General features: G+C 59.4%; 12 protein-coding genes and 1 pseudogene. 7 read left to right on the top strand and 6 right to left on the bottom strand.

Translation table 11 applies throughout. The annotated features are described in order from the left end of the window. Positions 1 to 11: 11 nt before the first annotated feature. Positions 12 to 323, bottom strand: coding sequence for a hypothetical protein (locus ACFPU0_RS14565; protein ID WP_377693800.1), 312 nt, complete (start codon positions 321 to 323; stop codon positions 12 to 14). A gap of 90 nt (positions 324 to 413) precedes the next feature. Here ACFPU0_RS14565 and ACFPU0_RS14560 point away from each other — a divergent pair, with 90 nt between their 5' ends. Continuing rightward, positions 414 to 902: a hypothetical protein gene (locus ACFPU0_RS14560; protein ID WP_377693799.1), complete on the top strand. Its 489-nt coding sequence runs from the start codon at positions 414 to 416 to the stop codon at positions 900 to 902. A 167-nt stretch (positions 903 to 1,069) separates the two neighbouring features. On the opposite strand, the gene ACFPU0_RS14555 is transcribed toward ACFPU0_RS14560, so the two are convergent. Both ACFPU0_RS14555 and ACFPU0_RS14550 read right to left on the bottom strand, forming a co-directional pair. Beyond that, positions 1,070 to 1,561, bottom strand: coding sequence for an REP-associated tyrosine transposase (locus ACFPU0_RS14555; protein ID WP_377693797.1), 492 nt, complete (start codon positions 1,559 to 1,561; stop codon positions 1,070 to 1,072). A gap of 69 nt (positions 1,562 to 1,630) precedes the next feature. Beyond that, a pseudogene (locus ACFPU0_RS14550) lies at positions 1,631 to 1,759 on the bottom strand (ISL3 family transposase); the annotation flags it as partial. A gap of 218 nt (positions 1,760 to 1,977) precedes the next feature. Here ACFPU0_RS14550 and ACFPU0_RS14545 point away from each other — a divergent pair. From ACFPU0_RS14545 to ACFPU0_RS14520, 6 genes are all read left to right on the top strand, one after another. Continuing rightward, the gene (locus ACFPU0_RS14545) at positions 1,978 to 2,883 is read left to right on the top strand and encodes a LysR substrate-binding domain-containing protein (protein ID WP_377693796.1); all 906 of its coding nucleotides are present in this window, start codon (positions 1,978 to 1,980) and stop codon (positions 2,881 to 2,883) included. Between the two features lie 107 nt (positions 2,884 to 2,990). Continuing rightward, positions 2,991 to 3,917: a hydroxymethylglutaryl-CoA lyase gene (locus ACFPU0_RS14540; RefSeq protein ID WP_377693795.1), complete on the top strand. Its 927-nt coding sequence runs from the start codon at positions 2,991 to 2,993 to the stop codon at positions 3,915 to 3,917. Positions 3,918 to 3,943: 26 nt separating this feature from the next. After that, positions 3,944 to 5,128, top strand: coding sequence for a CaiB/BaiF CoA transferase family protein (locus tag ACFPU0_RS14535; protein ID WP_377693794.1), 1,185 nt, complete (start codon positions 3,944 to 3,946; stop codon positions 5,126 to 5,128). Between the two features lie 10 nt (positions 5,129 to 5,138). Then, complete coding sequence (locus ACFPU0_RS14530) at positions 5,139 to 5,663, top strand: gamma carbonic anhydrase family protein (RefSeq protein WP_377693793.1); 525 nt, start codon at positions 5,139 to 5,141, stop codon at positions 5,661 to 5,663. 107 nt (positions 5,664 to 5,770) lie between these two features. Continuing rightward, complete coding sequence (locus ACFPU0_RS14525; RefSeq protein WP_377693792.1) at positions 5,771 to 7,093, top strand: MFS transporter; 1,323 nt, start codon at positions 5,771 to 5,773, stop codon at positions 7,091 to 7,093. A 94-nt stretch (positions 7,094 to 7,187) separates the two neighbouring features. After that, positions 7,188 to 8,465 carry an OprD family porin gene (locus ACFPU0_RS14520; RefSeq protein WP_377693790.1) on the top strand — a complete coding sequence of 426 codons (1,278 nt, stop codon included), beginning with the start codon at positions 7,188 to 7,190 and terminating at the stop codon, positions 8,463 to 8,465. A gap of 414 nt (positions 8,466 to 8,879) precedes the next feature. Here ACFPU0_RS14520 and ACFPU0_RS14515 read toward each other — a convergent pair whose 3' ends face one another. The 3 genes from ACFPU0_RS14515 to ACFPU0_RS14505 all read right to left on the bottom strand — a co-directional run. Further along, complete coding sequence (locus tag ACFPU0_RS14515; protein WP_377693789.1) at positions 8,880 to 9,149, bottom strand: hypothetical protein; 270 nt, start codon at positions 9,147 to 9,149, stop codon at positions 8,880 to 8,882. 595 nt (positions 9,150 to 9,744) lie between these two features. Beyond that, positions 9,745 to 10,296 (bottom strand): VOC family protein, encoded by a 552-nt coding sequence (locus ACFPU0_RS14510; RefSeq protein ID WP_377693788.1) that lies wholly within the window; start codon positions 10,294 to 10,296, stop codon positions 9,745 to 9,747. Positions 10,297 to 10,310: 14 nt separating this feature from the next. After that, positions 10,311 to 10,899, bottom strand: a 589-nt coding sequence (locus ACFPU0_RS14505) for a VOC family protein (RefSeq protein ID WP_377693787.1), incomplete at its 5' end; no start/stop codon positions are given.

Raw genomic sequence — 10,899 nt, 5'->3', positions numbered from 1 at the left:
CTCAGTGACAATCAAACTGCTCGGCTATCTGCTGTGATCAGCTGAGTCCCCGCAAACTCAACTGCCAGAACCATGGCAGTTACACCACTCGGTGGGACACGATCAGTATAAGTGTCGTAATAAGTATGGCTGTTAGAGTTGGTGGTGGGGGCGGTGGAGGACCTAAGTGTTACAGTTGTCACGCTGTTTCGCCGCAGCGGAATATTGATATAGAGACTGCGGCAATCAAGGTTGCCCAGATTAATGGTAATAGCCGATTTTTGTTTAAAGGCATGCGCAAACAGGTGCGGAGAGAGGTTATTTCTTGCCTTTATGCTGCGCATGAGCAAGGCTTGATCAAATTACCAAGGGCGAATCGAAAGCAAGTATTTGATCTGGTGTCGAAAATTACGTTTCGAATGGCTGGGATCTAAATGAATACGATTGGTGTGGTTATGAGCTTTAAATCGATGCTTATCAGTAGTCTGCTTGTGGCCCTTCTTCCGGTGGTTGTTCTGCTTGTAGGTGAGTTTCTAATTACAAAGTCTGTTAGTGCGGCTGGGGCGATTGTAGGTTTAGTGGTTTTTGCCGCGCTTCAGGGATATGTGGTTTTTCAAGGGATAAGTGGCCGCGTATCTCTCGACAAAGAGATGCTGCATGTCCGTTCAGGCTTCTATAGCGCCTCTTGGCCGAACAGAAGACTTCAGGTAGTCAGCGAAGAGCAGGCCGATCTGGCGAAAAGCACACGGGTAAATGGCGTCGCCATGTATGGAATAAGAGCGGGTTGGTTCCGTGTCGCCTCCCGTGACATTTTTGTTCTGGCAACCAGTGACGAAAGACTTTGCCTTTCTCAAGACTCCAAAGTACTCGTTTGCTTGGACAGAGAAGTCGTTGAGCAGTTGAGGCCTACGTTGGAGGGATGACGCAATCGCAAAATAAACGGGGACCAAGAAACGGGGACAGATTAATTTTCTGCTCTGGTTTTATCTGCACCCATGGAGGTGAGTGGCGTGGGAGGAAAGGGGACAGATTTGAATGGCACTTACTTAGGGCTAACTGATTGATTGGAAAAAGAAAGGCTGCTCTTGGTCTACGGTGATAGTTGCGAACACACACCGAGCCCAAGGAGCAGCCCAGATGAATACGGCCAATCCCGCACGCATTGCACATGACCATGCTTCACCGGATTGAAGTGGATGTAATCGAAGTGCCGCTGGTAATCGAGGTCGTCGCGGATCAGGTGTTCCCAATAGCGGCGCTGCCAGACTCCCCGTTCCCCACGCTTTTGTTGGGCATCGGTGCGTTGTTCCGCATTCGCCAACCGTTTGGAAAAGGCGAATTTGATTGCCTTCCAGCGATCCGCATAGGCCTTGTCGCCGGGAGGCAGGGTCCAGAGGCAGTGCATATGCTCGGGCAGCACGACCCAGGCATCGATATGGAAGGGGTGACGTTGCTTGACCGTGCGGACCACGGCGCGCAGCAGGTCGATTTCGCGCACCAACAGATCATCGCGGCGGTCGCGCAGGTTGACGGTGAAGAAATACGTGCCGCCCGGCATCCGTGCGCGGCGGTAATTGGACATGACTCCTCCTGAGTCTTTGGGCTTGGTGCCTCGGAAGGCCGTGGATGAAAAGAGCGTCATCAACGTTTAGTTGGCGCTCAGCAACTCGTGCAGCTGGATCTGCTGCTCAGGCTGGTGCAGATTTTCCGGATTGCGCAGCAGCAGCCAGCGCGCCTGCTTGATGACCCGTCGCGCCGGTTTGTCGTGGCGCAGCCGATTGACGCTGGTGGTTTCCGCAAATGCCGGGTTGCTCTGCGCCATTCTGATTGTTGTGTTTGTGCCAGCAAGCTAGCGCGAGGCATCTGATCGGCTCGCGCAATCTGCACGGCCAGGTTGCGCGGCGCTATTCTTCGCGGAATCCAGGGCAGGGCGGTCGAAACAACTTCGACATGTCATGTCAGCAAGCCAGTCCCCGTGGGCACGATGGAGCAATTTCGATGTGGCAGTTGGACCCGGTATCTCTTCGACTCTTTGTCGCCGCCTGCGAGGAGGGCACCATCGCCGGCGCGGCAGAACGGGAGTTCATTGCGCCTTCAGCGGTCAGCAAGCGCATTTCTGATATCGAGTCAGCGTTCGGCACACCGCTGCTTACACGCAGCAAGAAAGGCGTGGAACCGACGCCGGCTGGCCAAGCGCTTCTGCGCCATGCAAGGCAGCTGATGCGTGACATGGAGCGGTTGCAGGGCGAACTCAGCGAGTATGCGGACGGCGCACGTGGGCACGTGCGCATCCTGGCCAATGTATCGTCGATCATGGAGTTCCTGCCTGAAGAGCTCTCCGAGTTCATGCTGGCCAATGAGCACATCCAAGTAGACATTGAGGAGCGCTTCAGCCTGGATGTGGTTCGCGGCGTGGCCGAAGGTCATGCGGATCTTGGCATCTGCCGCAAATCGATGGCGGTGGGCGACCTGGAGTTCATTCCTTACCGGACGGACCATCTCGCCGTGGTTGTGGATGGTCGGCATCCCTTGGCAGGACGTGACTCCATCAGCTTCGCGGAGACGCTGGAGTTCGAACACCTGGGGTTGTCTGTGTACGCCACGGTGAACGCCTATATGCAGAAGATCGCCCAGGAGCAGGGTAGGGAGTTGCGCTTCCGAACCTACGTTTCGTCGTTCGACGCGGCTTATCGACTGGTCGAGGCAGGCTTGGGCCTGGCCATTTTTCCCCAAGAAGCCGTGAGTCGCTACGCCGACCTGTTCGGACTACATGTGATCCCTTTGGTGGATGACTGGGCAGTAGGGGAATTTGTTATCTGCGTCCGCGATGCAGATGCACTGTCGCTGTCGGCCCGCCGCCTGCTGAATCACCTGCTGGCACGTGTGCCAAGCCATTCAGGCTGACCCTTTATCCATCTCGGATCGCGATGGATACCCCCGCCAATAACGTCTTTTCGCTCAGGCGGTGACTGCTTAGTCTTGCCTCACGCACCACCGCCTGAGAGCCACTCATGACAAGAATAATCATCAATGAAGTGGGTATGCGTGACGGCCTGCAAAGCCTGCACACCACCATGCCCACCTGCGACAAACAGAAGTGGATCGACGCGGCCTACGAGGCCGGCGTACGTTTCATGGAGGTCGCGTCATTCGTGCCCGCCAAGTTGCTCCCGCAAATGGCCGACGCCACGGAAGTCGTGGCCCACGCCCTGACTTATCCGGACCTCACCGTTACAGTTCTTGCCCCCAACCTGCGTGGCGCCGAGAACGCGCTGGCCTCCGGCGCGCACCGCATCATTGCCCCGATTTCGGTCAGCCCTGCTCACAGCCTGGCAAATGTTCGTCGCACTCCATTGGAGATGGTTGAAGAGTTCGCTCGCATGTGTGAACTGCGCAACCAATCCGGCCGCCAGGTACAGATGATCGCCGGCATGTCCGTAGCCTTCGGCTGCACTCGCCAGGGGCACGTACCCCTGGCAGACCTCTGTGAATTGACCCGACATGTACTGGAAACCGGCTGCGATGTAGTGTCCCTGGGCGACACCACTGGCTACGCGACGCCCGGTCAGGTTGGTCAGACCCTGGACGCGGTGCGGGCTATCGCCGGCGACCGCCTCCAGGCGGCTCATTTCCACGACACCCGGGGCATGGCCCTGGTCAACAGCCTGGTTGCCGTCCAGCACGGCATTCGCGAGCTGGACTCCTCGCTCGCCGGCTTGGGCGGTTGTCCCTTTGCACCGGGCGCGTCGGGCAACACCGTGACCGAGGACCTGGTGTTCATGCTGCAGAGCATGGGCTTCGACACCGGCATCGACCTGGAACGCCTGATCGCCTCCCGCGACTTGCTCAAGGCTTCGTTACCTGACGAGCAGCTCTACGGCTACATCGCCCGAGCCGGGCTGCCGAAGAACTTCGACGCGATCTGCCAGCGCCCTTGAGTGGCGCACCGACCGGAGCAATGAACATGTCCAAACTCCCGCTCGATGGCGTGCGCGTCGTCGAAATCTCTCACATGGTCATGGGCCCGACCTGCGGCATGATCCTTGGCGACCTGGGCGCCGAAGTGATCAAGGTCGAACCGGTTCGCGGCGACGGTACCCGGCGACTGCTGGGGGCGGGTGCGGGCTTCTTCCGCACCTTCAACCGAAACAAGCAGAGCATCTCCGTCGACGTCGACAGCTCGGCGGGCCGCGAAGCCATCCTGCAACTGGTGGACACCGCTGATGTGTTCATCGAGAACTTCAAGCCTGGCCGCATGAAATCCCTGGGCTTCGATTATCCAGCCCTGCGCGAACGCAACCCCAAGCTGATCTACGCGTCCCACAAGGGCTTCCTCAGCGGTCCCTATGACAAGCGCCTGGCACTGGATGAAGTGGTACAGATGATGGCCGGCCTGGCCTACATGACCGGTCCGGTTGGACGGCCGCTGCGCGCCGGTAGCTCGGTGAACGACATCATGGGTGGAATGTTCGGTGCCATAGGCGTGCTCGCCGCGCTCAACGAACGCAATCGCACCGGAGTCGGCAAGGAAGTGCAGAGCGCACTCTATGAGAACTGCGTACTGCTGGCCGCGCAGCACATGCAACAGTACGTCGTGACGGGGCAGGCGGCTGCGCCCATGCCGAACCGCATCAGCGCCTGGGCCATCTACGACGTGTTCGAATTCGCCGGCGGTGAGCAGATGTTCGTGGCGGCGACCGGGGAAGGGCAGTGGACGACCCTGTGCAAGCTGCTGGGCGAAGAAGCTCTGCTGGACGACCAGACACTGGCCACCAACAACGATCGCGTGTTGCAGCGCCCGCGCCTGCTGGAGCACCTGGCCAAGGTTTTCGCCACCATGGATGCCAAGTCCCTGGCGATACAGCTGGAAGCCAACGGCATTCCTTTCGCGCCGATCCGCAAGCCGGAAGAACTCTTCGACGACGTGCATCTGATCGAAAGCGGCGGGCTGGCCAGCCTGGAGCTGGAAGACGGTTCACGCACCGAGATGCCGCTGTTGCCGTTGTCCCTCGATGGTGATCGTCTGCAGCCGCGCCGCTCCATTCCGCGCATTGGCGAGCATACCCGGCAGGTGATGCTCGGCCTCGGCTACAGCGAAGCCCAGATTGAAGAACTGCGCGCCGCCGGCGTGTTCCGCACCGACGATTGAGGACAGAACAATGGCTATCTACCAGTTCGACGGCAGTGCGCCGGATGTACACGAGAGCACCTACGTTGCCGAGGACGCCACGGTGATCGGCAAGGTGGTGCTGCGTGAGGGCGCCAGCGTCTGGCCCCAGGCGGTCTTGCGCGGCGACAACGAAGTCATCGACATCGGCGCCGGCAGCAATGTCCAGGAAGGTGCCGTGCTGCATACCGACCCCGGTTTCCCGCTGAAAGTGGGCGACAACGTCACCATCGGCCACCAGGCCATGCTCCATGGCTGCAGCATCGGCGAGGGCTCGCTGATCGGCATCCAGGCCGTGATCCTTAATGGCGCGGTCATTGGCCGCAATTGCCTGGTGGGTGCCGGTGCGGTGGTGACTGAAGGCAAAGTGTTCCCAGATAACTCCTTGATCATCGGAGCTCCGGCCAAAGTCCTGCGCGAGCTGGATGAGGCTGCTGTCGCCAAGTTTCACGAGAACGCGCGCGACTATGTGGAACGGGCTCAACTGCACAAGACCCGGCTGGTACGGATCAGCTGAGCCCTATCGGGTCCATTGCCTGGGCCCGCGTATTGCGTGACATAAGCTGAATAGGGGGGCGCCACAAGCGCCCTCTCTCCAACAAATACAAAAACTGGAGAAACAAAATGGTGACCATCACCGAATCCGTGGCCGCAGAGGCCAAGGACGACGCACACATGAAGGAATTGCTGCTTTACCGTCGTGTGGCCTGGCGCATAGTACCGCTCGCAATCATCTGCTTCCTGTTTTCCTATTTCGATCGAATCAACATCAGCTTTGCCAAAGCGCAGATGCAGGCCGAACTCGGTCTTAGCGATGCCGCCTACGGCTTGGCTGCCAGCATGTTCTTCATCGGCTACGTGCTCTTCGAGGTGCCCAGCAGCATCGGCCTCAAGAAGTACGGTGCACCGGCCTGGATCTGCCGAATCATGATTTCCTGGGGCCTGGCCACCGCCGCCCTGATGTTTGCCTACACCCAATACACCCTGTACTTCTTGCGCTTCCTCATCGGGGTCATGGAAGCGGGGTTTGGCCCGGCCATTCTCTTCTACCTGGCCTGCTGGTTCCCGAAGAAGTACCTGGCACGCATCAACGGCTTCTGGTTTCTGGCCGTCCCCCTCGCAGGTGCCATCGGAGCCCCCGTGGCTGGTCTGATCCTTGCCAAGATGAACGGAGTTCTGGGCCTGGCCGGCTGGCATTGGTTGTTCCTGCTCTCTGGACTCCCTTGCGTGCTGCTGGGACTGCTGGTGCTGTGGAAGTTGGATCGCGATATTCAGGCAGCCAAATGGTTGAGCGAGGAAGAGAAGGGCATTCTGCAGCGCAACCTTGATCACGATCGCAGCAAGGCGCCGGCTAGCCACAGTTCTCTCTGGAAAGTGTTGCTGACTCGCGATGTCGCCATCTTCGCCTTCATCTACTTCTGCGTGAAGATGGCAAGTTACGGCCTGAATTTCTGGATGCCCCACTTGATCGAGCAGTCTGGCGTGAAGGACATGACGCTGGTGGGAATGCTGACTTCGATGCCGTACGTGGTCGCTTGCATCGGCATGATCCTCGTTACCCGTCGTTCTGACCGCACCGGCGACCGCAAGTCGTATCTGCTGATGTGCATGGTGGCTTCGGCCCTGGGCTATCTGCTGGCCTGCCTGTTCTTCGACAACTCGCTGGTGCTGATGATGGCACTCGTACTTGCCACGGCAGGTTCCTTCATCGCCATCCCAGTCTTCTGGACCATCCCGCAATCAACCTTCAATGGCATTGCCATCGCCAGTGGTACGGCGGCCATCAACTCCCTGGGCCAGCTCAGTGGCATGGTGGCGCCCGCCATGGTGGGCTACATCAACGACCTCACGGGTCAAACCTACATGGGCATGCTGGCAATCGCACCGCTCCTCCTGGTCAGTTGCTACGTCATCGCACGCTACGTAAGAAATCCGAAAACCGCCTGACTCACGAGCCTTCCCGGGGATGCTGACAACAGCGTCTCCCGGGTTCGCTCGTCCTGGGAAATGCGTTTCAACCGAAGTGAATGGGACACACACAATGACAAGAAAGCCTCATCTACTGATCACGGCCATGCTTGGCCTGGGGGCCCTGCCGAACGCTTTTGCCGCCTTCATCGAAGACGGAAAGGTCAGTCTGGAGCTGAAGAACTTCTACTTCAGCCGTGATTTCCGCGATGACACCGCAACCCAATCCAAGCGCGAAGAGTGGGCCCAGGGATTCACCCTGAGACTGCAGTCGGGCTTTACCGAGGGGCCGGTCGGCTTTGGCCTCGACGCCATCGGCATGCTGGGCGTGAAGCTGGACTCCAGCCCCGATCGTACCGGCACTGGCCTGCTTCCCCGTGGCAGTGACAAGCGTGCGGAGGACGACTATTCGAAGCTGGGCCTGACGGCCAAGGCAAAGGTTGCAGACAGCATCCTGCAAGTGGGGGCTCTGAGCCCTGTGCTGCCCTTGATTGCCTCGAACAGCAGCCGGCTGTTTCCCCAGGTGTTCAACGGAGGCCAATTCACCAGTAAGGACCTGGACGCGTTCACATTCACTCTGGGGCAGGTGAATGGCGTCAAGCAACGTGACTCCACCAACTACGAAGACCTGACCGTCATGAGCCAGTTGGGCGCGTATTCCACCAGCGTCAGTGCCGATCGCTTCACCTATGGCGGCGTGGATTATCAGGTGACGCCCAATCTGACCTTGAGCTACCACGCCAGCGAACTGGAAGACTTCTTCCGCCGCGATTTCCTGGGGTTGAAGTTCAGCACCAAGGTCGGTCCGGGCAAGGCCTTTGCCGAGCTGCGCTACTTCGATGCGCGGGAAACCGGCAAGGAGCTGGTGGGGGAGGTGGACAACCGCACGTTCAGCAGCAACTTCGGCTACTCCATAGGCCCACATACCTTCAGCGGCGGCTATCAGAAAGTCTCCGGCGACACCGCCTACATGTACCTGGGCGGGAGCGATACCTATCTCTTCAGTGAGATGCAGGTGAGCACCTTCGCCTTCGCCAACGAACGTGTCTGGCACGCTCGCTACGACTACGACTTTGCTGCCCTCGGCGTCCCTGGCCTGACGTTCAACCTGCGATACGTGAAGGGCGATGAAGTCGATCCCGCCAACGTGCGCACGGTCGAGGGCGCCCGTCTTCGCGCCAGCGGCAAGGAGGGCCGTGAATGGGAGCGCGCGACCGACCTGACATACGTGGTGCAAGACGGTCCGCTGAAGAATCTCTCCATGCGGTGGCGCTATGCGAGCAACCGCTCGAACTTCGCTGATGGCGCCGATGAGCATCGAGTGATCCTGGCCTACGTCATCAATTTCTGACAATTGAACAGAGGGCCAAGCTGGTAGCGGTCGGCTGACCGGCCGCTCAATGGTGGTCCGTTACTGCCTGGGGCCGACCACGCGGATCTCCTCTCGAAAACTGCTCCAAGCTCGTTGCTCCGCGTCACTTCTTGGGTCGAAGGTGACGCGCTTTCTCCGCCCTGATATTGGCCAGGGCGGCTTTTTTTACGGTGCCCTTCGTCCCGAAGCGCCCAGGTTGCGGAATGGCAGACGCTCGAGCTGCCGTGTTTGGGTAACTAGGCTGCTGCGGCCAGCAACGCCTGGTCTAACGGGGCCAGCTGAAGCTTTGCAGCAGTGAATTGCCACTCTCCACGTGATGGTGGTTCCACTCTCGTGCATATAACCGTGGCGGTATGGTTCCCTATATGCGGTCCTGCAGAGGCCAGCCATCCGTCAGCGCAAAGCTACGCCGTAGCACTGCTGTTTCATCGCTCCATACTTCATACCCATGGCCTTCTTCGGCTCTTGGTGGTGGACGGATGGCGGGACTTCGACACCGGTGCCTTCGGCCAGGAGATTCTGGAAGTCCGGTTGCAGACGCCCTTGTCCTAATTGCTGCCGAGTACCGACTTCAGCGAGTCCTATCGTTTGTCGGACTTCGTCGTGGTAAATCCGGCGAGGATCGAAAAACAGCACATGGTCTCCGGCAAAGTTGCGGCTCAAGAAGTGGCCTGCTTGATGGAGCGGTGTCTGCAGTTCATGCAGGCAACTGGGCCTAGGCCCAGTCGGGCCTGGAGCCGGGCGTACCCAACGGTCGGCTATACCGATGACTCCCACGCCATCCCGAGTAGTGACCACATGGCCTGCTGGTACTACCCCGCGACCAGGTCCTTCGTGCTGTCGGACGAACCCTACGAAGTTGACGCGTCGACGCCGGGTACTGTTGTCGAGCGAGACGAATGGTGCGAGCGCCACAAAATGCAGGCGGTGAAACCAATCTGGGCAGACGTGTACAACCCGGATGGAGGTTCTCGCCTCTATTTGTTCGCCCGGGCTTCCGCAGTTGACCTGGCGGGGGTGGCTAGGGCGCTGGACAAGCTGCCAGCCAGCGGATGTGTTCCCTTGGAGGGGAAAGTCGACCTAATCGCGCGCGCAGTCACGTGAGTTATCTCGCGCTGGTTGGGCCGTCGCCCAGATTGGAGAGTTCCGTGCATATCGCACGGAACTCCCTTGGGGGCGCAGGCTGAAAGTGCGCCGGGTAGGGGAGGGTAGCTGACGCCCCACGGGACCATAAGTCGTCAGCCAGACCAATGCAGGGCTACTGGAACATTTCCTTGTAGCGGCCGTCATGCATCCAGGCGGCGTGATGCGGTGCGCGCTTGGTCTGATCCCACTCTTCAAGCATTTCCCATTTCACCTTGTCCAAGGCCTCCAGCATTTTGGGTGACCCAGTGTTGGCGGCCAACTCAAGGCGATGACCATTGGGGTCGAAGAAGTAGATCGACTGGAACAGTGCATGGTCAGTCGGACCGATCACCTCAACGCCACCCTCTAACAGTTGCTCCTTGATTTCGAGCAACACATCCATTGACTCAACCTCCAGCGCCAGGTGCTGGGTCCACGTCGGCGTGTTCTCGTCCCGCCCCATTTCAGGCCGAGCCGGTAATTCGAAGAAGGCGAGCACGTTACCCATGCCTGCATCCAGGAAGATGTGCATGTACGGGTCGCTTTCTCCGGTAGATGGCACGGCGTCTTCAGCGATGGACAGGATCAGCTTCATACCCAGGTGTTGCTCATACCAGCGCGCCGTCAGGAGTGCATTTCTGCATCGGTAGGCGGCGTGATGGATTTTCCTTACGACAGCCTGCATCACTCATTCTCCCTTCAGTCGGTTGTCAGCACACCACGGCGGATCTGGTCGCGCTCGATGGATTCGAACAGGGCCTTGAAGTTGCCCTCGCCGAAGCCGTCGTCACCCTTGCGCTGGATGAACTCGAAGAACACCGGGCCCATCAGGGTTTCCGAGAAGATCTGCAGCAGCAGGCGCTTGTTGCCGCCTTCGGTGGTGCCGTCCAGCAGGATGCCGCGTGCCTGCAGCTCGGCTTCCGGCTCGCCGTGGTCGGGCAGGCGGCCCTGGAGCATCTCGTAGTAGGTGGCCGGCGGTGCGGTCATGAAGCGCATGCCGAGGGCTTTCAGCGCGTCCCAGGTCTTGAGCAGGTCGTCGGTGAAGAAGGCCACGTGCTGGATGCCTTCGCCGTTGAACTGCATCAGGAATTCTTCGATCTGCCCGGCGCCCTTGGAGGATTCCTCGTTCAGCGGGATGCGGATCTTGCCGTCCGGCGCGGTCATGGCCTTGGAGGTCAGGCCGGTGTACTCGCCCTTGATGTCGAAGTAGCGGATCTCGCGGAAGTTGAACAGCTTCTCGTAGAAGTCCGCCCAGTACGCCATGCGGCCGCGGTAGACGTTGTGGGTG

This window comes from Pseudomonas sp. GCM10022186 (assembly GCF_042656385.1).
Classification (GTDB): Bacteria; Pseudomonadota; Gammaproteobacteria; order Pseudomonadales; family Pseudomonadaceae; genus Metapseudomonas.
This window is presented reverse-complemented; position numbering and strand designations above follow the sequence as displayed.

What these genes read in the sequence shown, in the direction of transcription:
- ACFPU0_RS14565 (WP_377693800.1), bottom strand. Translation starts at nt 323, where the DNA reads ATGCGCAGCATAAAGGCAAGAAATAACCTCTCTCCGCACCTGTTTGCG.
- ACFPU0_RS14560 (WP_377693799.1), top strand. Translation starts at nt 414, where the DNA reads ATGAATACGATTGGTGTGGTTATGAGCTTTAAATCGATGCTTATCAGT.
- ACFPU0_RS14555 (WP_377693797.1), bottom strand. Translation starts at nt 1,561, where the DNA reads ATGTCCAATTACCGCCGCGCACGGATGCCGGGCGGCACGTATTTCTTC.
- ACFPU0_RS14545 (WP_377693796.1), top strand. Translation starts at nt 1,978, where the DNA reads ATGTGGCAGTTGGACCCGGTATCTCTTCGACTCTTTGTCGCCGCCTGC.
- ACFPU0_RS14540 (WP_377693795.1), top strand. Translation starts at nt 2,991, where the DNA reads ATGACAAGAATAATCATCAATGAAGTGGGTATGCGTGACGGCCTGCAA.
- ACFPU0_RS14535 (WP_377693794.1), top strand. Translation starts at nt 3,944, where the DNA reads ATGTCCAAACTCCCGCTCGATGGCGTGCGCGTCGTCGAAATCTCTCAC.
- ACFPU0_RS14530 (WP_377693793.1), top strand. Translation starts at nt 5,139, where the DNA reads ATGGCTATCTACCAGTTCGACGGCAGTGCGCCGGATGTACACGAGAGC.
- ACFPU0_RS14525 (WP_377693792.1), top strand. Translation starts at nt 5,771, where the DNA reads ATGGTGACCATCACCGAATCCGTGGCCGCAGAGGCCAAGGACGACGCA.
- ACFPU0_RS14520 (WP_377693790.1), top strand. Translation starts at nt 7,188, where the DNA reads ATGACAAGAAAGCCTCATCTACTGATCACGGCCATGCTTGGCCTGGGG.
- ACFPU0_RS14510 (WP_377693788.1), bottom strand. Translation starts at nt 10,296, where the DNA reads ATGCAGGCTGTCGTAAGGAAAATCCATCACGCCGCCTACCGATGCAGA.